The organism is Spiroplasma endosymbiont of Cantharis lateralis (assembly GCF_964030855.1).
Lineage (GTDB): Bacteria > Bacillota_I > Bacilli_A > Mycoplasmatales > Mycoplasmataceae > Spiroplasma_A.
On record NZ_CAXIQF010000005.1, the window covers coordinates 41,544 to 64,925 of the forward strand.

Below are 23,382 nucleotides of genomic sequence, written 5' to 3' on the forward strand. Positions count from 1 at the left end.
CTCCATAATATTATTTTAAAGGAAAATCTCTCTTTTAATTTAAGAAAAAAGAAAAAATTACTTCCTTGTTATGAGTAATAAGCGATTATGTCCCTACATATTAACAAGCGACTTTGTCCTCCTTTATAATCAATAAATGGAGGTTTTATGAAAGGACTAATATTAAATACCATGAAACAAGAACAACTAAGATTAATTAAAGACTTATCTTTAAGAAAAGAATCTATTAAAAATACAGCCTATAAATTAGGTTATAGTGTTAGACACACAAGAAGAAAACTTAAAGAATATCAAGAGATTGGAGCAAAAGCTTTTATTCATAAAAATACCAATAAAATACCTATAAATAAAATTTCACAGTTATTTAAAGATGAAATAATTGAATTATTTCAAACTAAATATTATGACTTTAGTATTAAACATTATTGAGAAAGAAATTGAAAAAGCAAAATAAGCTATTCTGCAATTAGACACATATTAATAGAAGAAAATATTTTAATTGATACTCTTAACAGAAAAACAAAAAAAGATATTCGTAAAAATTTAAAGGCAGCAAACCAAGAAAATTTAACAAGCGAGTATCTTTCAAAATCAATTATAACAAGCAAACCCCATCCTACGCAAAAGAAAATTGTAAAGTTTGGAGAAATCTATGAAACTGATGCTTCAAATCATCAATGAATTAAGAACTTAAAATGCCATTTGCATATTGTAATTGATAAAGCTAGTAAAAGGATTTTGGCAGGTTATTTCAGCGAACAAGAAACTACTGAAAGTTATTATAATATCTATAAAAAAGCCTTTAAACATTATGGTTTACCAAAACTAAATGTTAGTGATAATCGCAATGTTTTTAGTAGTAAAAATAATCGTGACCATTTTGGCGATAGTGTTTCAAATACACAATTACAATTTATTTTTCACTCTTTAGGAGTAAATACAAAAACAACATCAATCCCCCAAGAAAAAGCATTAGTTGAAAGAACTTTTGGAACATTACAAAGAAGATGACCTCAAATAATTAGACTCTTAGATTTAAAAAATATTGAGCAGTTAAATAATTATTTACCCCGTCTTATTCAGGAATACAATCAAGACTTTTCAATCCCTTTAGACCAATTAGAATCAGTAACTAGAAAATTTGATCAAGATGAAGATATTGTTTTCTCTTATCGAAGTGAAAGAATTATTGATAATGGTCATAGTATTAGTTTTAAAAAAACTAAGTGATTTATTTGTAAAGGCTTTACTCCAATTTACTTTAAACCAAAGTTAAAAGTAATGGTTATGGAAACTATAAATAAAAAGTATTATGCGCTAATTGGAAATGACATTTACAATCTTACTCAAGTTGAAGACGAACGTTTACATGGAAATGCTAAAACACTATCTAATGAAGAATTTGAAACTACTAAAGTACCCAAAATTGAATCTCCTTGAAAAGCAACTAACTGATATTTTTTTGATAGAAAAAGAAAAAATACAAGATCTATTTATTAGATAAATCTGTCAATAACAAATGAAAATGTCTCAAAATCGTAGATTTATTAAACTGTAAATCTACGATTTTTATATTGTTCCTTTCATGTTTTAGAAAAGTAAATATAATTTGTATATCTAAAGTGATTAGATGGAACACTAGGTTTTTTAATTTTAGACTCAGTTTTTTTAACTTCATTAACCTGACCAACTGGTGTATTTTTAGTTTTGACTTCCACTAATCTATAGAACTTATCTGTATAATTTGCATAGAGCTCATTATCATATGTTTCAGTTATTAGTAATTTTGTTTTACTTGCAAAAGTTGTTATATCGTATCCATCATATGTTAAATATGTTTTTGTTTTATATTTAATTATTCCACCTTTATGAACTTGTCTTTCTTCTCTTCTAGCTAAAACAAAATTAATATCCGTATTTTTATTTCAAATTTTCATTTTATTTTTGTTATTATCAATTTGAGTAGAGAACTTGTGATTAAAATTAGGTATGAAAACATTAATTAAGTAATCATTGGCCTGCTCAATAGTTTTGATATTGAATTGTCTTAGTTCTTGGGGAAGTCGTTTTTGAAAAGAACCTCAAAGACGTTCAATCTTGCCTTTGGTTTGCGCGCAACTAGTACTTGTTAGCTTAATTCCAAGTTGTTGACACGTAAAGGCATACTGTATATTAGAGTCTGTTTCAGTAGACTCTTTTTCTTTTGTCTTATAATAAAATACTGTTCTTTTATCTGTAAGTATTTCCTCAGGAGTTCCATAATTTAGAAACATTTGTTTTGTAGCTGTATAATATCCAAATAATGTTTCTTGATAATCAAAATAACCTGCTAATACTTTTCCTGTTGAGTCATCAATGAAAGCATGTAGCGATCATTTTTCATTGGTTACTCAATTATGGCTACATGCGTCTGTTTGAATTCTTTCTCCAAAATATTCCTTTCTATTTTGCATGGGTCTACATTCTTCTAAACTAATAATCTTATCTTTAAAAAACTCTTGTTCCTTATTTGTTAATTTATTTTCTAAGGACTTTTGTCTTAATTGTCTAATTAATTCTTTTCTAGTTGATCTGTGCATATAAGGGGAGTAAACCTCATTTTTAAATAATAAATCTCTTAAGTAAGTGTAACTAACTTTTAAATCTTCATATTCTTCTAAGGATTCTTTGAAATGAACTAGATTATAGTCATGATATTTTTCATTTCTCAAATTTAATATTTTTTGTTCAATTTCATAGGGTGTAGATCTATTTGATAATTTACCTCAGTTTTTATGTATAAATGCAGATATACCTTCATTTGATAATCTTTTAATATTTCTATTAATTGTTCTTCGTGTGCAGTTAAGAATTTGCTCTGCTCTCATTTTTGTTATTTCCCCAGAAATAACTTTTTTAATTGTTTTATATTTTAAATTCTCCATATAACTTAATTTCCTTTTTAATTTCATAATTTGTTACCTCTAATACTTAATTGTAATTGGAGGATATCAATATTTATATAAATATTGGGACATTTCTATTTGTTACACATTGAGACATTATCATATGTTATTTACAAAATACAAGATCTATTTATTAGATAAATCTTGTATTTTGGGACATAATCGCTTATTATCTACATAAGAAAAAAGAAAAAATTACTTCCTCTTTTATGAGTAATAAGCGATTATGTCACTACATATTAACAAGAGACTTTGTCCTCCTTTATAATCAGTAAATACAGGTTTTATGAGAGAGCCACTATTAAATACCATGAAAGAAGAAAAACTAAGATTAATTATGCAATTATATTTAAAATATGTCTTAAACCAGAGTCTTAGGATATACTATACTTTTAACATAATAGACAAAGTTTAAAGAGCAGTTGGAGATACAAAGTATGAGATAAGATTCACTACGCATTAATTGCAAATATCATTTAAAATCTAGTTTAATTAAAATTAAACCTATGAATAAAAAGTACTAAGACGTTTATCTAATAATCATTTTAGCTATTAAAATACCAAAATATTGATTCTCATTTAAAGGATTTGATTACTATTTCCTTAATAAAAAACTGCAAGATATATCTATTAGATAAATCTTATATTTTGGGACTTAATTGCTTATTATCTATATCTTATCAAATCAAAAAATTTAAATATTGCCTTTAAATATAAAATAAATATAAAAATAGTTTGCAATATTTGCAAACTATTAAATTTCTTATAGGTGATCTCTTTATAAAAACATTATTTTATACTTGATGCAGTATTATTTTTATTTATATTTAGAGATGCCAATACTTTTTATGAAAATACAATAAAGTCTTTTTCCTCTAAAGTTTTTATTCCATCCATTATTTTATCTAAATCAAAGTGAAGATTTAGGTAACCTAAATTTCAATACATTTGCTTAGCTTCCCACATTGTATTGTTATTAAGGTTATAAATGTTAAAAAATACTCCTCTTTCACTATCATAATTTCTAAAGTATTTACTGCAACAAATCATTGATGGACTATCAGAAGAAGAATAAGAATTTCTAAAATCGAATAAATATATTGAATCCAATGGTAAATTTGATTTTTTTAACAGTTTCTCTCTATAAGGTAGTGTCTCATTAATATCTAATGACAAAGCTTTATTAATTAATGATACTCCACCTATAGAATCTTTTTCAAATTTAATTGAATTTGTAAAATCAGATTTCTTAATAGCCATTAGAATATCTTCCTCTGAATTATTTTTTTGCAAATAATCATAATCATAATCCACTCCATAAACCTCATGAAATGCCTTAATTGAATTTACAGAAAATTCATTCAGATCATTCAAAATTTCATCTGAACTTTGATTTAAATCAATTATATAATTAATAGCAATTTTAAAATCAGGTAAATAATGAATATATTTATCATCAGGAAAATTAATTGAAAGTCCAGTTAAATTAACGTGACCCATTGAAAATGAGCTCTTATATTGTTCAGTTTTTTCAAACTCTTCTAAGTTTCCATTTAATTTTTTAATAAACTCTTCTTTTAATAATTTATAATCTTTTGTTCAAACATCAAGATTTTTTTCAGTAAAATAGTTACTTCTTAATAGATAATCTGTCGGACTAATATCAGGATTTTTTCTAAAAATACTTTCCAACATTAATTGACCTACTTCAGTTTTATAATCAAACTTAATTGACTCATAATCTTCAAGTGCTTTTGGTTTATTAATCGAGTTAAATAAAGAAGTTTCATTTAGAACTGTACTCTTATAAAAATTATCTGTTTCAAATATAAGAGGTAAAGTAGGCAGTTCATTAAAATAATTAGCTTTAATAAACTCAGTAATAGAATCTGTAAATCCATTTTGTTTCGCTGTATTATTTCAATAATTATCAATTTCTTTTTCAATATCTCCATATCCATCTAATTTACTTTTTGAACCTTTGATATCATTTCAAAGTAAATTTGAGTATTTTTGAGCATCTAAATCTTGTGTTGAAAAATAATCTTTTGTAATATTTTTATAAAAATTATCTGATGAGTTTTTTATTTTTTCTTCATTTGTTAGTGTATATTTAAATGATTCACTAATTCTTAATACTTCAATTTCTTTTTCTCCTTTGTATTGAACTTCTATTTTATAATTCAATAAAACATTAGCTAAATATATATCATTGCTTTCATTTGAATTAATATCCAAAGTGTTTCAATCAAAAACAATCCCCTTGTATAAAGTATTTACATCATTTAAAAGGATATTGTACTTATTAACAAGTTTTAATTCATTTAATTTAGATTCTAATTCTTTAAGTTCTAATATGTTACTAATATCTTCAACTAAAAGAGCTAAGTTTTTTTCTCCTATTTCACTTGCAGGTTTACCTTTAAATATTTTAATAGTAGTTCTATTTAAAAACTTGTTCTCTTTCTCATTAATAGTTAAACCTATTAAATTTTTATAAACATTATTCTCTAAATGTTCTACAAAAATGTTATTAACATCTTTTTCAAGGTCCTTAATTAGTCTGTTATAATCTATTTTTTCTGGCTTTGTTGTTGTATTACCACAAGCAACTACACTAGCACTTGTAGTTGCAACTAAACTAACTCCACCTAATAAACTTAGTAATTTTTTCATGTTTTCTCCTTAATAATTTATAATTATAAATTTTATTTTATGCTTTTTTAAAAGTACAATCAATATTACAAAAATAGTAATTAAAATTATAAAATATTTTTAAAATTCTTGTATTATAAAATAGTTTGATATGAAAAATCTAAATAAAGATTTTTATAATTACAAAACTGAAGATATTGTAAAACATTATTATATACTTCTTGAAAAGATTAATTTTTGATTTACCAATACTATTACAAATAAAAAAATAAGTTCTTTAATGCAATGGAAAACTACTTAACATTTTTTTCTTTTTCTTGATTATAGTTTTTCTTTTTTTATATCTTATATGTAAATTTCACTTTTCTAATTAGTCTTGTGGATTCCTTATCTACCTCAACTTTAATAATATATTTTTAATTTTTTTGATCCTTAAGAAATAAATATTCTTACCCTACTAAGCATTCTCAACCTTGAAGTTTTTATTAAACTTTTGAAATTGCTTAGTATATATCTTCAACAGTTGATATTTTTTATACTCATGAGATTGTTTTTAAATTAGAATTACAAAAATTTTCTTTAAAACTAAATTTAATTTGTAGTGTAGTATCAAACCAAAAATTAAAACTTAATGTTGAAAATAATGCTGAGAAAATCTACCCAAATAAACTTAATAACTTTTTTATATACTTTTATCTTTTTGTATAACTTATAAAAAGAGAAAAATTACACTTTAAATTGCTTTTAAAAAACAAAAGTTATACTTTCCTACCTTTACTATTAAATAAATAGTAAAATAATAAAAGTGAGGTATTTAATGAAAGTCTTAAAAGTAACACCGCGTGGTTTTTGTCTTGGAGTTGTAATTTCTATAAAAATGGCAAAAGATACAGTAAAAGCATATCCAGATAAAAAAATATATATGATTGGTCTATTAGTACACAATAAAATAATAGTAAATGAACTAGAGGAACTTGGCATAATAGCTATTGATGATTGAAAAAAGTCTCGTTTAGATATTATAAAAACTATTCCTAAAGGCAGTGTTGTTATTTTTTCAGCTCATGGAACTGATTTAAAAGTTTTAAAGGTAGCTGAAGAACAAGGATTAATTATTGTAGATACTAAATGTGAGTGAGTTTTAGAAACAGAAAATATAATAAAAAAATACTTAAATCTTGGTTTTGATATTGTATTTATTGGTAAACATTCTCACCCTGAAACTATAGCTTTAACAAGTTTAGATAATAAAAAAATCCATTTAGTAACAAACACTCAAGAAGTTGAAAATTTAAATATATCTAATAAAGATATTTTTATAACAAATCAGACAACATTGTCAATAATTGACACTGATTTAATTTATAAAAAAATAAAAGAAAAATATGAAAATGCCATTTTTAAAAATGATATTTGTGAGGCCACTCTTGTAAGACAGCAAGCAATACTTGATTTAAATCCAAAGGAAGTTGACCTATTATATGTTGTTGGAGATGAAAGAAGTAATAACACAATGAAATTAGTAGAGTTGGCATCAGATAAAGGAATAAAATCGATAAGAATAAATCGTAAAGAAGATATTAAAATTAATGACTTAGAAAATATTGATACAGTGGCTGTTACTGCAGGAGCTTCTACATCAAGTATTATTCAAAATCAGGTTATAAAATATCTTGAGGAAATAAAAAACAAAATTACTTAATTTCGTTTTTTTAATATATTTTATAAAATGATAAAAGTATTTTTAATATCAAAGGCACTTATTTTAACTTCATCATTAAATGTTTTTAATAATTTATTTTCTAAATCATCAATAAAATGATTTTCCATATAATGTCCTAGAGTCAATAAGTCCATTTTATTTTGATCAGCATAAAGTCATTCATTTCACTTTGCCTCTCCAGTTACAAAAAACTCATTTTGTAACTGTAAGTCCATCATAGTTGATGCCCCAGAACCTGGGGTTAGAAAAATATAATTAATTTCTTTTTCTAAATTTGAATTTCTTGTTAAAAGTGCTTGCTGTTTTCCAAAAATAAATTTTAACTTTTCAATTATTTCTTTTAAAGTTAATGAGCTTAATAATTTAATTTTATAACCTTCATTAAATACTCCCACCTTTTCGACATTTTTTACATTTAATTGTGTTTCAATTAAATCAATAATATTTTGCTTATCACTATTATCGTAATTAGTATGTATAGAAAATAATTGAATTTCATTTTTTATACATAATTCATAAATTTCCTTTTTTGCTAAATTTTTTAATTCTGTTTCCAAGTCAAAAAATAAAAATGGATGTCTACTAATAATAAAATTCGACTTGTTTGCAATTGCAAACTCCACTACTTCTTTTGTTACATCAAGGCAAATAACTATATGTTCAATCTCATCTTGACTTTCCAAGTTATATACCTCTTCTAATTGTAATCCTACCTTATCTCATTCAGATGCATTTTTTTGTGGAAATACATCATTTAAATAGTTAATTAAAGCATTTGCTTTTATTTTATTCATTAATTAAATTTCTCCTTCTTAGAAGTTTATTTATAATTTTTTTCTTTTTTGCAATCTCTTTATATTTCATATCTTTTTTAGGTACATGTTGTAACAAATTTAAAAGTTTTTGTTCTTCTTCTAATCATTTTTGTAAAAATAATTTATTATTTTTTTCACGCCTTAATAAAGGTCCAAATATAATATCTTTTTTACTTTTAATTTTTGTTCCAGCAAATTTATTAATTTTTATTATTTCATAAATAATCTTATTATCTTCAACAATTATTTCATTTTCTACAAAATATTTAAATTTTTTGGCTCAACTTCTAATTGGTTCTAAATTAGTATTAGGTGCAATAACATAAGAATAAATATTTTCATTATCTTGTTCTAATATATCTAAAATTGATGTAGAGCCCATCCCTGCAATAATACAAGAATCAAGTTTTATGTTCTTAGAAATTGTTCACTCAATTCCATCTGCAAGGATTGTTTCAACTTTATCTGTAACTCCAAATGAAGCAATATTGTTTGTTGCTACAGCAAGTGGTTTTTTTGCAACATCCGTTGCATATATTTTTTTTGCTTTACCTTCTTTGGAAAGATAAATAGGAAGATATGCATGATCTGTTCCAATATCAGCTACAACTTCTCCTTCTGTAATTAACTTTGCCAATGAAAATAATCTTGGTGTAAGAAAACTCATTTCTTATCCTTTAAAGAAATCTCTTAAAACTCTTGCTTTAGGATTTGATGCAGATGGTTTAAATTTTCTAATTGTTTTTGCTTCAATTTGTCTAATTCTTTCTCTAGTAACTTTTAATTCTTTTCCAACTTCTTCTAAAGTTTTAGGTGAATCAAATTTTGAAAGATGTAATTGGATAATAGCACTTTTGTATTTTTGAATTCTTTCAATTGATGTATCATAGTGAATATCTAAATTAGCAATTTCTTGTTTTAAATCTTCAAAACTATCATCATCACATTCTTCTGCTAATCTAACTAATGTTCTTAATTTAGTTGGCAATATTCCAAATCTCATTCTTACAACTTTTTCTTCTCTTGGTGCAAGAATATCACAAAATACTTCATCGATTACTTCTCTTAAAGCTTCTTTTTCAGCATATTCATCTGGTGAAGAAATATCTTTATCTTCAACAAAGTCACCAAAGTGAGTGTCATCTTCATCTCCAAATGGTTTTTCTAAACTAACTGGTTCAATTGATAATTTTTTAATTTCAATAACTTTTTGTGGAGTAATTCCTTTACCAAAAGTTTTTGCAATTTCTTTTGAAGTTGGATCTCTTCCTAATTCTTGAGTTAATTGTCTTTCAATTCTTGTAAGTTTATTAATTGTTTCTACCATGTGAACTGGAATACGAATTGTTCTTGCTTGGTCAGCAATAGCTCTTGTTATTGCTTGACGAATTCATCAAGTTGCATAAGTTGAAAACTTAAATCCTTTTTTATAATCAAATTTATCAACTGCTTTCATTAACCCAATATTTCCTTCTTCAATTAGGTCAGCAAAATCAAGTCCTCTATTTAAATGTTTTCTAGCAACAGAAATAACTAATTTAAGATTTGAAGTAATTAATTTATCTCGACCTTCTTTAGCAATTATTGGGTCACTATCTTCCAACATTTTTGCATATTCAACTTCTTCATCTTTTGTTAAAATTTTTGAAGATCCAATTTGGTTAAAGTATGATTTAATGATATCTTGAATTTTTGTTTCATTACTAATTCCCCCAACACGATATTTAACAGGAGCATTATTTTCGTTTGCTTTTTTTAGATCTTTTCTTTCTTTATCTCTTTTTCTAAACTCACCTTCAAGTTCATCAGCATCATCTTCATCCTCTTCTTCTTCATCTTCATCTAGTTCTTCTTCAATAAGGTCATCTGTAAATACTACTTCTCTTTTTGCTAATTCATCAAAAAGTAAACTAATTTCTTCTTCTTCTATATCTTGAAATTTTTTAAAAATAACTTCTTGAATTTCCTCTTGTGCTATCTCATTGTCATTTTTATCTAAATAAATTCAAAGATAGTCTTTAAATTCTTCCATTGTTTCAAATTTTTTTAAGTTTAGTGCCATTATATTTTTCTCCTTTTTTCATATATTTTATTTCTAAGTTTTAATAATTCTTCTCTATGTTCTGCATAATTAATTTTCAATTCATTGTCTTGAGTTGAATTAATTTTTTCGCTATAAAGCATTATTTCATCTTCAATTTTATAAAGTTCTATTGCGTCAAAACAATCTTCTAATCCCTTGGGTGATAAAGTTTTTTGCAAAGCTGTAAAATGTCTATTTTTAATTTCAAAAATATATTCACAATAATTTTTATTTAGTTTTTTTATTTCATTTGCTATTTGTTCTCAATTATGACCAACATAGCCATTTTTTTTATATTGTTCAATTATAAAGTTTATTGTTCTTTTAACATTAATATTTTCAATATTATTTATTTTTCTATCCAAATTATCAAGTAAAGAATCATTATCTAAAATATTTCAAACAATCGCAGCCTCTGCAAAATTTTTAGAATGATTTTTTTTAACTTGCTGAAGATTAGATTGTACTATTTTATCCTTCTTAATAGTTTCATAACCATATTCAGGAATTTCAAATTGACTATTTTCATCATTTACAAAAGCATTTAACATTCTGTTTATATAATCTTGTCCCTCGTTGAAGTCAACCATATTATTTTCTTGATAATTTACATCTATATTTTTTGAAATACTAGATTTTACTTTACTAGTTGCTTTGTTTAAAGTTTTAAATATAGTACTTTTTTCAAGTCTTGTAATATCTGCCAAATTTGCAACAACTGATTCAACAATGTTTTCTTTACTTTCATATTTCAGAACTGTAATAACTTTTTCAATAAAATCATTAACCTTTAAAGAGTTTTGTATATCTAAATCTTTTGAAAAAAATCTAGTAGCAAAGTTTGCAGGATGGGAACTATTTTCAATCATTTGATTAATTAAATTTTTTTCTCCAGCTTTAACTAGTTCATCTGGATCTTTACCAGTATTATTTTCCACAACTGTTACATCAATATTTTTTTCAAGTAAAAACTGAGAAATTTTTAATGCTGCATTGACTCCTGCTTTATCTCCATCAAGAAACAATTTATATTTCTTAGCTACTCTTGAAAATAATTTTAAATGATAGTCACTCATTGTTGTTCCCATAATAGCAACTGAGTTTTTTATATCAATGGCTTCTAAACTTATAACATCCATGAAGCCTTCCAAAATAATTATTTCATTTTTAATTCTAGCCTCTTTTTTTGCCTTATCAAAATTATAAGCCAATTGAGATTTTTTAAAAATTAAATTTTCACTACTATTTTTATATTTTGGAGAATCATTTGAATTAATTACTCTTCCAGAAAAGCCAATAATATTTGAGTCTTCATCAGTTATTGGAAAAATTAATCTATTTTCAAAAGTACAATTGTAATCTACTCCACTTTTATAAACTATTGCTGAGTCAAAAATGTTTTCTTGTGAAAAACCAAGTTTAATTAAATAATCATAAACTTTTACATTTTTTGGACAAAAACCTATTTTAAATCTTTCAATTTCTTGCTCACTAATTTGTCTTTCCTTTAAGTAATCTCTAGCCTTAATTGAAAGTGAAGAAATTAATAAACCATTGAAGAAGTTCGCGGCAGCTTTATTTATTTCAAATAAAGTACTCTCTTTTGAATTATGTTTTACTTTATTTTCAAATTCCTTTAAACCATCAATTTTAATATTTAAATCTTTTGCAATTAAGGAAAGTGCCTTGAAAAAAGTTATATTATTAAATTCTTGTACAAACGTAATAACATTTCCACCAGTTCCACATACAAAGCATTTAAAAATTTTTTTATCTGGGGATACATTCATGGATGGATCTGAATCATCATGAAATGGACAAATTGATACATAGTTTCTTCCCTTTTTTTGAAGGTCAATATATTTGCCAATAACATCCACAATATTAGCTTTTAATAAAACTGAATCAATTTGATTCTGTGATATTGCCAAATTTATCACTCCTTACTTAAAGTATTTTTTTTAATAAATACTCTTTGAGACTTTTAATTTCAATTCTCTCTTGAATCATAGTGTCTCTATTTCTAACAGTAACACTGTTATCTGTTTCAGTATCAAAATCAATAGTTATGCAATATGGTGTTCCAATTGCATCTTGTCTTCTATAGCGTTTTCCTATATTTCCTGTTTCATCAAATGTTGCATCGAAATCAATTAACATTTTATCATAAAGTTCTTTTGCCCTTTTATTTTGCTGTTTTTGCAAAGGCATAATTGCTATTGAATATGGAGCAAGTTTATAAGGAAGTTTCATTACAATTCTTTCTCCACTGTCAATTTTTTCTTCAACATAACTTTGACAAAAAATTGCTAAGAGTAATCTTTCAACTCCAACACTTGGTTCAATTACATTGGCTAAATATTTTTCATTTGTTTCTGGATCTAAATAAGTTAAATCCTGTCCAGAATGGGTTTGATGTTGTTTTAAATCAAAATCACTTCTATGAGCAATACCCCATAGTTCACCTCTCCCAAATGGGAAATCAAATTCAATATCCACTGTTCTTTTAGCATAATGAGCTAACTCATCTTTTTCATGTTCTCTTATTGAATATTTTTTTTCATCAATGAGTACTATTTTTTCTAAAAAAAACTTAACTTTTCCCAATCAATACTCAAATCAATCAGTTTTATCATTGGGTGAAAAGAAAAATTCTAATTCCATTTGTTCAAATTCTCTTGTTCTAAAAATGAAATTCCCTGGTGTTATTTCATTTCTAAATGATTTACCAATTTGTCCAATACCAAAAGGCAGTTTTTTTCTTAAAGCTCGCTGAGAATTTTTATATTGCACAAAAATCCCTTGAGCTGTTTCTGGTCTCAAGTATACTGTAGATGCTTCATCTTCAACAACACCTTGATTTGTTTTAAACATTAATGTGAACTGTCTAATATTTGTAAAATCATTAGCGTTACATTTTGGACAATTTATTGATTTTTCTTTGATAAATTCTTCAATTTTTTGATTATTTCATCCACCAACATTAATATCATTAAATTTTTCTTCAATTAACTTATCTGCTCTAAAACGAGATTTACACTTTTTACAATCAATTAATGGGTCATTAAAATTACCTAAATGACCCGATGCATTTCATACTTTTGGATTTAATATTATTGATGAATCTAAACCAATATTATATTCATTTCTTCTTACAAAAAAATCCCATCAAAGTTTTTTTAATTTATTTTTTACTTCTGAACCTAACGGTCCATAGTCTCAAGAATTAGCAAGACCACCATAAATTTCTGATCCTGGAAATACAAAACCTTGTGTTTTTAAATGCGAAATTAGTTTTTCTATTTCTACCTTCATTTTTTCTCCTAACAATAAAAAAAGCAAACTTGATGTTTGCACATATCGAGATACTTATGCATTTTCTTACATTAAATTAGTCTTGTCAATACATTATAAGTGTTATTTATAATGCTCTGCTATTTTTTCATTTACATTTAAAGCTACTGTATTTTTTAATAGATATATTGGCCCTAAATAAAATCCTAAATTATTTTCATAATAGTTAATTACAATATTGTGAATAACTATTAAATCAATATACTCATACTTTTGTTCAATATTAAAGTGAATTGTCTTTTTATGAATATTTGAAAGCACTTTTATAAATGACTCTGGTTGAACAATTTCATCAGGTCATAGACATCTTGCACAAATAAACCCATTTTCACTATATTCAAATCTTACAATTGGAAAAGTTGTTTTTTTACATCTAATGCAACCATTTAACCTAAAAGGTTGTACTGTTTCTTGAATTAAATGAGTAATAAAAAATAAATAGTTTATAAATGGATTTTTATTATTATTTATATTTTCTAAAACAAAAATTAGCATTTTGAAAATCTTATAATTTTTATTACTAATTTGTTCTATTTGATCAAGAATTTTAAAAATAATTGATCCATAAACATAGTTATTATAATTCTTAGCTATGTCAAAATATTCTTTCTTTAAAACTCCTGTTTTTAATTTACTTATTCTATCTTCGCCTCTTGATTTAAAGATTTCAAAGTCACTTCAACTAAAAGTTTGAACTGAATATTTATTCTTTGAAGTTGATTTATTAACACCTGGAGCTATAAAGCTTAATTTACCAAATTGCTTGCTAAATACTTTAACAATTTTGGCATAATCATCAAAATCACTAGATTCAATAACTACTGCATTTATTTTTGTTGCTCCCATTTTCATCACCTAATAACTATCTTTGTCATATCCCAATTGTTTGATTAATGATGCTGATTGTCTTCATTTTTCTTTTGTTTTAACAAATAACTCTAAATAGAATTTTTTGTTAAATAATGTTTCAAGTTTTTCACGAGAATTAATACCAATTGATTTTATTTTGCTACCTTTGTTACCAATAATAATTCCCTTTTGACTTTGCCTTTCACATATTATTGAAGCAATTACTTTAATAATATCTCTTTTCTCTTCTAAAATATCTATTAAAATTGCAACCGAATGTGGAATTTCTTGTTCTGTTTGCAATAAAATTTCTTCACGAATAACCTCACGAATTAAAAAACGTTCAGGTTGATCAGTAAAAGTTTCATCAGGATAAAATTTAATTCCTGTTTCAGGTAAGCTTTTTTTAATTTCATCTAAAAGCATTGCTAAGTTACTTCCCATTGTTGATGAAACACTAAGAATTTTTTCAAATTCAAAATCTTGTTGTTTTCATTCTTCTACTTTATTTAGAAGTTGACTTTCTGAAAGTAAATCACTTTTAGTAATAATTAAAAATACTGGCACATCTCTTTCCCTTAAGGCATTTAAAATAAATCTATCATTTTCTCCAATAAATTCATCACTAGGTGCTAAAAATAAAATAACATCTACTCCTTTTGTTGAAGATAACGCTACTTTGTTCATATATCTTCCCAATTCATGTTGAGCTTTATGAACTCCTGGTGTATCTACAAAAATATATTGAGCATCTTGATGAGTTAATATTCCATTAATACGATTTCTTGTTGTTTGTGCTTTATTAGTAACAATTGAAACTTTTTTTCCTAATAAAGTATTTAATAATGTTGATTTACCAACATTGGGTCTACCTATAATACTAATAAATCCTGATCTTATTTTTTCCAATGTATTGTCTCCTAAAGTGTATCTTCTGATCGCTTAACTACTTCTTTACTATCGCGTTCTTCTATAAATTGTTCAAAGGCACTCTCACTTTCAAACATATTTAAAACAACTGCCTTAATTTCTTCTTTGTCTTTAATTGTTCAAGTATATCTTACAGCTGATTTAAACGAAATTATACAAGGGATTATTAATAATAGATATAAGTATAAATATCACATTGTTCATTGTCATGCTACATTTTGAACCATATATAAACCATAAACTGTAAAAGAAAATAAGAATATAAAGTTGTTTCAATAAAAAATTAAACTTAAACTATTATATGGTACTACATAGGCAGATAAAAAGATAATATAACCTGCAACTAATAAAACATATTTTACAGTATTAAATTGTGTATTTGCAAATATATCCATTAAGTGAAAAATACTTGCTGTAAATATTAGATATCATCCTGTTGAAATCATTAATCTTCTTGCACTAATTTCTCCAGGTGTTACTCAAGTTTTAAATACAAAACCATTTTCTCTATCTTCAGTTTTTCTATAACGATCAACTCTAATTCATTCTCTATTTCACATATTTACATCTGCAAAAACTGATTTTAAAGGTAATCAAGAAAAGACTGCAATAAATATTGCAATAACTCATAATCATTGAGTTCTTATTGCCATTAATAATTCTTGTGGACTTTGAAATTTATGAAGTAAACCAACTCAATCAAGAATGAATAAGAAACTACCATAAAGAAGTGCTTCAGATATATACAAAATATTAAATATTGCTGTAAATATCGAAGTGCCTCGAGACATGGTCATATTAAGCATAACGATTAGAACACAAGCCATTATAAAGAGATGATATGATTGAATCAAAATAAAAGTATTTAAAACATTAATTTGATCAGTATACAATCACAGTTCACTTTCGGGTATTGATGGTGTATTTGCAACATGTTTTTGAACAATAATACGTGCATAAAAGAAAAAGCCAATTCAGATTGCTTGAATTGGAATACTGTAGATTACTTTACAACAAGCTCTTAATCTTGCAATATAATCCCCTTCAGAAACCATTTTAACATGCTTTGATTTTAGAAATCTCTTTGTAATAATTTCTCCTAATTTTCCTCTAATTAGTAAATCAGTCTTTTTCATATTTTCACCACCTTTTCTCTAAAAAAAATAATTACATAAATAAAATATTTATTAAAATTAATGCAAAGCCAATAAAAGGAACTGCACAAGATACTCAATAAATTATTAAATAGTCTTTTCAAACTTTTTCCTTCTTAGTTAAATTTATTTGTCTAACTTCATCATTTATAACTTTCTTTACCTTAAAAAATTCTAGATATTTAATAAAGATACTAAATCCCATGGCACAAAAAAATAATATTCAAATTGATACAATCCCTGATGAAGAATTAAGTTTTTTCATATCAAATAGTCATGAAAGAATATCTAAATATGAACCTCCCATAATAACTCCAATAGTTACTATTCAAACTCATGTATAAATTACAGCCTTTTTCTTAATAGTTTTGTGAATGTATGTTTTTGCATATAATTCATTAAAATATCAAACTAATTCTCTTGAGTTATATTCCATAACTCCTCTAAAAATAGTCTTTGCATAATCAATATCTTTGTAAAGTCTTTTTTTATTAATTCCTGTTAGTTTTGATAACTTAAGATCATATTTAAGCTTTTCAAATAGTTTTTCACCATCAATTGATGTATGTAATCTTTGATTCAAAATTTTTCTTTGAATTCTAGAAAATATCAAAGGAGAAAATACTATTATAAATAAGCCAATTGCAGCTAAAACATCAGTTACTATTGTATCTAATCTGATCATCTTTTTTCTCCCTTTAATCTTATAAAATTATATAAAAAAACTAGGTAAAAACCTAGTTTTATTACATATATTTTCTTATAGTAAGTTTTTTAAAAAAATTTAAAAGACAATTACTAACATTTTTAATAAATTATATTAAAAATAACAATCCTACTGTAACTCCAGCTAATAACGGTGCTAATACTGGCACTCAACTATATTTTCAATCTGATGTTCCTTTATTATTAAAGGGCATTAATGAATGAACAACTCTTGGAGCTAAATCTCTAAAGGGATTAATTGCATAACCAGTTGTTCCCCCTAGTGATAACCCCACTGCTAATATTGTTGTTCCAACTAATATCGGTGCAAAATAGTTTGGCAATCCATTTCCATTTGCAAATTTTCCAAAAGACAATATAGCAACTATTAAAACTGTTGTTCCTAAAAACTCCATAGCAAAATTAAATAATGGGTTTCTTTCAGTTGGAATTGTTGCGTGCATAGCAAGTACATTTGATTGGTCTTCAACTTTAAGTGAATTTAAAGTATTTTTAATATGTTTATAATAAACAAAATTAACAATTAACTGACCGATCATAGCTCCTATAAATTGAATTAAAATTACTAAAAAGAATAGTGCAACTGGCGAAAGTCCAACATAACCTCCAAAACCTAAGTTCTTACTTTTATCAGAAATAGCAATGGCAATTGTGACAGCTGGGTTAAAATGTGCTACTCCTCCAAAAGCGTTAGCGATTAAGGCCGCTGTTAACACAGCTAATGCCCATCCTACAGTTATAGCTAAAAATCCACTATTATTACCTTTAGTTCCTTTTAGAACTACATTGGCTACAATACCATTACCTAAAATAATTAGTAATGCCGTACCAAATAGTTCTGTTAATATCAATACAGATCAATTCATATTTTAATCCTTTCTTAAGAATAAATTTTATATTTGCTAAGTACTCTATTTAAATTTCTAATTGTTAATATCTTTTAATCAATTTCTAGTTCTTGAAACTGCTTCTTTTCACCCTTTAATTAATTTTGAAGAATCTCTTTTTGGTTCAACTTTTTTATCTACTTTTCATTTTTCTCTAATATCATCAATGTCCTTTCAATAGCCCACAGCAAGGCCAGCCAAATATGCAGCCCCCATTGCTGTAGTTTCTACATTTTTAGGTCTAATTAACTCGGATTCTGAAATATCAGATTGGAATTGAATTAAGTAATTATTTTTTGAAGCTCCACCATCGACTTTAATACTTTTTATGTTTATTTTTGAATCATCTCTCATTGACTCTAAAACATCATTTGTTTGAAATGCAATTGATTCAAGAGCCGCTTTTATAATATGTTCTTTTTTGACACCTCTATCAAGACCAAATATAGATCCTCTTGAATAAGGATCTCAATATGGAGAAGGTATTGGGGAGGCTAAGTAACATTATTTCCTAAAATTTTGGATCATTTCGTTTGGTGTACATCCATTTTTTAAGATTATATTTGTACTATTAAAAATTTTAACAAATTTATATATACAACTTCTAAAATGTTGATCATTATTAAATTTATTACCAAATATTAAATAAAAGTACTTTTTGACTCATCTATGTGTTTGTTCTACAAATTGATTACCTTTGAATCCTGATGCTGAATTTGATCTAATTATATTATGCTGCTTACAAAATTTTTCTGTTTCTTTACTTGTAAATGCAGAACCTAAATCACTATGCATAATAATTTTCTTTATTCTAACTAACCATTTTTCTTACTAAACCTTCTAGCATTTCAAGAGTTACCAGTATATTTTCAGAGTTGCAAACTGAATATGAACTAATTTCATTAGAGTAAAAGTCATATGCAGGTAAAAATAAGCGTTTTGTTTTAACTCCTCCAATATAAATATTTTTAAATCATGTACCATCAATTCCAATCTTTTCTAAATATTTATTAGAGCTATAATCTCCTTTTATAAGATCTAATGAGGTATATTTCTTATGAGTACTTATTCCCATTCTTGTTTTTGATTTAGAAGATGCTATTTCTTTTTTTAATTTTAATAAAACATCTGTTCTAAGTTCAATAATTGTCTCTCTAGAAAGATTTATATTGAAGTCTTTTAATATCTTTAATCTAGCTTTTTCAGCACCAAATATACGGTCCTTCCTTGAATAAATACTTTCTACAGCCTCCTTGGCATGAAGATGATATTTTCTTTTATATTCGGGTTTTCCTCTTTTAATTCAATTAGTATAACTACGATAACCAACACCATAAATTAGAATAGTTTGTTTTGCATCATTTCCCATTAATGATAATTCATATACTGTTTGATATATCTGAATTATATCTTTTTTTGTATATGTCTTTTTATTAACCTTTTGATAACCTATTAGAAATGATGCTATGGACTTTTTTAATAACTCAACTTCCTTCTCTGCTTGTTTTCTTTTCTTCTTTTCCTTCTTAAGTTCTATTAAATAAGCACTTCGCTTAATTTGTTCTTCTAATTCAAAAAGCCTCTTTTTCAATTCTTTATTCTCTTCACTATATTTGTTAACTTTATTTTTAAGTCTAACTTCATTGGTTTTATTACGTTTTTTCCTATCAAATACTTTAATATCAGATGACTCATGATATTTTTGATATCAATCTAAAATACTTGAATTAGCTTTTATATTATATTTAATTGCAATATCTTTTAATTTAATTCCATTAATATAATCATTAACAGCTTGAATTTTTAACTCATTTGAATATTTTATTTAGATACAACCTTTCTTGCTAATACAATTATAATCTTGTTCGGAATTATAAAACGAAAAAATTGGGATACCTATGTACTTAGACCCCCCAATACCGAACCCAATCCTGAAAAACTTGGAACAAAATAAACTTGTCTATCATCATTAACTTGTTCTGAATATCACTCACTTAATTGTGTTTTATATATTATTCTTAAATCATCTCTTAATCATTGTAAAGTAGCTCCTGCCATCATTACTGATCCTTCTAAACCATAAGTAAATTTATTATTAATTGAATAACCAATTACTGTTAATAATCCATTTTTTGAGTCAATTTTTTTATCACCAGTATTCATTAGAATAAATGCTCCAGTACCAAATGTAACTTTAATAGCACCAGATTCTAAGCACATTTGACCAAATAAAGCAGATTGTTGATCACCAATTGAAGATGCAATTGCTATTTTATGATTTGAGTTTTTAGATAGTAGTTCGGGAAATGTATAACCATAAATTTCACTATTACCTTTTATTTTAGGTAACATACTTAAAGGTATGTCAAATAATTTTAATAAATCTTCATCTCATTCATGAGTTGAAATATTATAAAGCATTGTTCTTGAAGCATTTGTATGATCAGTATAAAACTCCTTTCCACCAGTAAGTTTTCAAATAAGTCATGTATTAATATTTCGAAAATATAATTCATTATTTAATGCTTTTTGTTTTGCATCTTTTACATTATCTAAAATTTGTTTTACTTTACTTGCTGAAAAATAAGCATCAATTACTAATCCAGTTTTTTCTTTAATTATATCCTTATGAGTTTTTGCCAATTCAATACAAAACTTATCTGTTCTTCTATCTTGTCAAACTATAGCATTGTAAATTGGATTACCCGTATTTTTATCCCAAACCACTACTGTTTCTCTTTGATTTGTAATTCCTATTGCTTCAATTTGTTCAGGAGCAATATCTTTTGAATTTAATGCAGAGACTAATGTAGTTCTTTGTGTATTTCAGATTTCAACCGCATCTTGTTCAACTCATCCTTCTTGAGGGTAAATTTGAGAAAACTCCTTTTGATTTGAAGCTACTATTTCACCATTTTTATTGACAACCAAAGTTCTTGCACTAGTTGTTCCTTCATCTAATGTTACAATATATTTTTCCATTATATTTTTCCTTTCATATAAAGTTATGAAATATTTAAAATACTTCATTTTTTGTTAGTAAATTACACTAAAAAATTATTAATGTATCATTAAATATATTTTTTTAATATACATTAAAGAGACTCTTTATATTAAAGCTGAATAATAAAAATTATTTCCCTCATTATTAAAATAAAATATTTTTTTCATATTTATCTCAATTTAATTTTAGTTCCAAATTCATTTGTTCTTTAACCATATCAATTACATAATCAGCAATTGATGGAGCACAAGAAATACCTGGGCTTTTTGTTCCAGCTACATTTATAAACTTATTATTAAAATATAAAAATCATCTGTTTCTTTATAAATAGGTCTAGATCCTGCAAATCTAGAAATAATTTTTGACATATCCAAAGATGGTATTATTTTTTTACCAATTTCCTTTATTTGATTAAATTTCTCTTCAGTTATTAAGTTAATATCTTCTTTAGCAACATTATCTTCAGATGTTGGTCCTACTAGTAAATTTCCTTCCAATGTTTTAGCAACAATTACACCTTTACCATGAATTGTTGGAACCATAAATAAAACATTATTAACTTGATTTTCTTTAGTTTTTTTCAAAACTATTTACTCACCTCTTTTAGTTGATAGTTGAAAATCATTATAACCACTTAGAGCCGATATTTTATCAGCAAAATGTCCTGCACAGTTTATAATAATCTTCGCCTTATAATTTGTATTTTCAGATGATATATCAAAAATATTATTTTCATACTTAATACCAATAACTTTTTGATTAAATTTAATATCCACTCCATTCTTTTTAGCATTTTTTAGAAGTACACCAGTTAATTCCACTGGATTAATAATAAAAGAACTAGTACATAATAAAGCTTTTGTTACTTCTTTGCTTATAGATGGTTCAAGTAATTGAATCTCTTTTTTATTAATTAAAGTTATTTCCTCTTTTGTACATCCATTTTTAAAACCACCTTCCATTAACATATCAAGGTGTTTTTCTTCTTCCTTATTAAAAACCAAAACTAGCGAGTTAACAGGCTTATGATTAAAATCTAATTCCTTAAATCAATTTTCTTTATATCTTTTTCGTCCAAATAAGTTTAACTTTGCATTTAATTTTCCAGGTGTTGGATCAAAACCTCCATGAATTAATCCTGAGTTTCCTGTGGTAGTTTCTAAACCAAAAGAAGCATTGGCTTCTAAAATTATAACCCTCTGCTTAAATTTAGATAACTCTCTTGCAATTGATGCTCCAATAATTCCTGCACCAATTATACAAATATCATAATTATTTTTAGTCATAAGTATTCTCTTTCTATATAGTTTGTAAATATTTAATTAAATGTAATAAAAATTTTTCTCTATAATTTTTCCACTTTTTCCCTCTTTCAGAAGCTCTAGACTTCAAATTTAATTAATCATAAAATTTCCATTATTTTAATATATATTGGAAATTTTTGGAAATATAAAAAAACTATAATCTATTAAAAAATTTTTTAATTAATTAATAGATTATAGTCCTAACATTTTATTTACAGTTTTTACTCGTATTTATGTCTTTCATAATTAGAAAAAATGTCAATTTTATCTCTACATAAAGATACAAATTCTCTAAATTCTGAACAATATGAGAAATTTCTTGATTTATTTTGTCTTGCATAAATTACAATTTGTTCACTTAATTCTAAGATTCTATCTAATTCATATTTTTCTTCAAAGACAGCGATTCCATGATTTCTAGAAATCATTGCAGCTTGAAACAATCAGAAAAAATATAAAAATGTTTTTTCACCAAGAAATTGATGCGAAGTTAAGTCGAATGCTGCAGCTAATAAATACTCTAATACAGAATCAAAAGTTTCAACAATACTTAGTTTTTCAATAATTTTCTTTAATTTTTTTAAAAACTCTTTACTCTTATCATTTTCACCTTTAAACATATAAGAGTATTTTTTACTTGGATCCAAATATTCATATATTTCTATTAGTTCCTCAAGAATTAATTCATCAAATCTTTTTTTGAAACTTTCTTCATATTCTCTAATTTTTAAAACCATTTTTCTAACTACTTCTCAAGCTTTAATGTGATTTAAAAATTCAACATCAAATTCTTCTAATAATTCTTCATCAGTATAATCGTTTTCTACAAGTAATTCAAAAATTTCCTCTTTTGAATTTTCAATTTTTATTAAGTTTAGATAAGAAGATATGTATTCTGCTCCCTTTTCATTTCAAAAATCATTATTTCTATAAAACATACTAATACCCTCCCT

The 23,382-nt window shown here is 25.3% G+C and carries 18 protein-coding genes and 2 pseudogenes; 2 read left to right on the plus strand and 18 right to left on the minus strand.

Annotation, left to right across the window (positions count from 1 at the left end; all coding sequences use genetic code 4):
- Positions 1-147 precede the first annotated feature (147 nt).
- Positions 148-1,500 (plus strand): hypothetical protein, encoded by a 1,353-nt coding sequence (locus tag AAHM99_RS01595; RefSeq protein WP_342275036.1) that lies wholly within the window; start codon positions 148-150, stop codon positions 1,498-1,500.
- Positions 1,501-1,547: 47 nt separating this feature from the next.
- Here the strand turns inward: AAHM99_RS01595 and AAHM99_RS01600 are convergent, their stop codons facing one another.
- Both AAHM99_RS01600 and AAHM99_RS01605 read right to left on the minus strand, forming a co-directional pair.
- Positions 1,548-2,951, minus strand: coding sequence for an ISNCY family transposase (locus tag AAHM99_RS01600; protein WP_342275037.1), 1,404 nt, complete (start codon positions 2,949-2,951; stop codon positions 1,548-1,550).
- A gap of 840 nt (positions 2,952-3,791) precedes the next feature.
- Positions 3,792-5,621, minus strand: coding sequence for a lipoprotein (locus AAHM99_RS01605; RefSeq protein ID WP_342275038.1), 1,830 nt, complete (start codon positions 5,619-5,621; stop codon positions 3,792-3,794).
- A 796-nt stretch (positions 5,622-6,417) separates the two neighbouring features.
- Between AAHM99_RS01605 and ispH the strand changes: the two genes are divergently transcribed.
- The gene (ispH, locus tag AAHM99_RS01610) at positions 6,418-7,302 is read left to right on the plus strand and encodes a 4-hydroxy-3-methylbut-2-enyl diphosphate reductase (protein WP_342275039.1); all 885 of its coding nucleotides are present in this window, start codon (positions 6,418-6,420) and stop codon (positions 7,300-7,302) included.
- Positions 7,303-7,322: 20 nt separating this feature from the next.
- On the opposite strand, the gene AAHM99_RS01615 is transcribed toward ispH, so the two are convergent.
- The 16 genes and pseudogenes from AAHM99_RS01615 to AAHM99_RS01690 all read right to left on the minus strand — a co-directional run bounded on the left by AAHM99_RS01615 (position 7,323) and on the right by AAHM99_RS01690 (position 23,367).
- Positions 7,323-8,117, minus strand: a complete 795-nt coding sequence (locus tag AAHM99_RS01615) for a Nif3-like dinuclear metal center hexameric protein (protein WP_339030501.1) — start codon at positions 8,115-8,117, stop codon at positions 7,323-7,325.
- A complete protein-coding gene (locus AAHM99_RS01620; protein WP_342275040.1) occupies positions 8,110-8,805 on the minus strand; it encodes a tRNA (adenine(22)-N(1))-methyltransferase in 696 nt (231 codons plus the stop codon). The genes AAHM99_RS01615 and AAHM99_RS01620 overlap by 8 nt, the downstream gene beginning before the upstream one ends.
- A gap of 3 nt (positions 8,806-8,808) precedes the next feature.
- The gene (locus tag AAHM99_RS01625; RefSeq protein ID WP_342275041.1) at positions 8,809-10,200 is read right to left on the minus strand and encodes a sigma-70 family RNA polymerase sigma factor; all 1,392 of its coding nucleotides are present in this window, start codon (positions 10,198-10,200) and stop codon (positions 8,809-8,811) included.
- A complete protein-coding gene (gene dnaG / locus AAHM99_RS01630) occupies positions 10,200-12,152 on the minus strand; it encodes a DNA primase (RefSeq protein WP_342275042.1) in 1,953 nt (650 codons plus the stop codon). Before dnaG ends, AAHM99_RS01625 begins: the two co-directional genes overlap by 1 nt.
- A gap of 16 nt (positions 12,153-12,168) precedes the next feature.
- Positions 12,169-13,536: a glycine--tRNA ligase gene (locus AAHM99_RS01635; protein ID WP_339030493.1), complete on the minus strand. Its 1,368-nt coding sequence runs from the start codon at positions 13,534-13,536 to the stop codon at positions 12,169-12,171.
- A 102-nt stretch (positions 13,537-13,638) separates the two neighbouring features.
- The gene (gene recO / locus AAHM99_RS01640; RefSeq protein WP_342275043.1) at positions 13,639-14,421 is read right to left on the minus strand and encodes a DNA repair protein RecO; all 783 of its coding nucleotides are present in this window, start codon (positions 14,419-14,421) and stop codon (positions 13,639-13,641) included.
- A gap of 9 nt (positions 14,422-14,430) precedes the next feature.
- Positions 14,431-15,333 carry a GTPase Era gene (gene era, locus AAHM99_RS01645; protein WP_342275044.1) on the minus strand — a complete coding sequence of 301 codons (903 nt, stop codon included), beginning with the start codon at positions 15,331-15,333 and terminating at the stop codon, positions 14,431-14,433.
- 11 nt (positions 15,334-15,344) lie between these two features.
- Complete coding sequence (locus AAHM99_RS01650) at positions 15,345-16,490, minus strand: hypothetical protein (protein WP_342275045.1); 1,146 nt, start codon at positions 16,488-16,490, stop codon at positions 15,345-15,347.
- A 31-nt stretch (positions 16,491-16,521) separates the two neighbouring features.
- Positions 16,522-17,193, minus strand: a complete 672-nt coding sequence (locus tag AAHM99_RS01655) for a hypothetical protein (protein WP_342275046.1) — start codon at positions 17,191-17,193, stop codon at positions 16,522-16,524.
- Positions 17,194-17,323: 130 nt separating this feature from the next.
- Positions 17,324-18,100, minus strand: a complete 777-nt coding sequence (locus AAHM99_RS01660) for an MIP/aquaporin family protein (protein ID WP_339030483.1) — start codon at positions 18,098-18,100, stop codon at positions 17,324-17,326.
- A 57-nt stretch (positions 18,101-18,157) separates the two neighbouring features.
- Positions 18,158-18,619 (minus strand): FGGY-family carbohydrate kinase, encoded by a 462-nt coding sequence (locus tag AAHM99_RS01665; RefSeq protein ID WP_342275063.1) that lies wholly within the window; start codon positions 18,617-18,619, stop codon positions 18,158-18,160.
- A 6-nt stretch (positions 18,620-18,625) separates the two neighbouring features.
- Positions 18,626-18,916: a hypothetical protein gene (locus tag AAHM99_RS01670; RefSeq protein WP_342275047.1), complete on the minus strand. Its 291-nt coding sequence runs from the start codon at positions 18,914-18,916 to the stop codon at positions 18,626-18,628.
- A 16-nt stretch (positions 18,917-18,932) separates the two neighbouring features.
- The gene (locus AAHM99_RS01675; RefSeq protein ID WP_342275048.1) at positions 18,933-19,712 is read right to left on the minus strand and encodes a hypothetical protein; all 780 of its coding nucleotides are present in this window, start codon (positions 19,710-19,712) and stop codon (positions 18,933-18,935) included.
- A 329-nt stretch (positions 19,713-20,041) separates the two neighbouring features.
- A pseudogene (locus AAHM99_RS01680) lies at positions 20,042-21,103 on the minus strand (FGGY family carbohydrate kinase); the annotation flags it as partial.
- 303 nt (positions 21,104-21,406) lie between these two features.
- Positions 21,407-22,411: pseudogene (gene glpO, locus AAHM99_RS01685) on the minus strand (type 2 glycerol-3-phosphate oxidase).
- A 239-nt stretch (positions 22,412-22,650) separates the two neighbouring features.
- Positions 22,651-23,367: a hypothetical protein gene (locus AAHM99_RS01690; RefSeq protein ID WP_339030477.1), complete on the minus strand. Its 717-nt coding sequence runs from the start codon at positions 23,365-23,367 to the stop codon at positions 22,651-22,653.
- Positions 23,368-23,382: the final 15 nt, after the last annotated feature.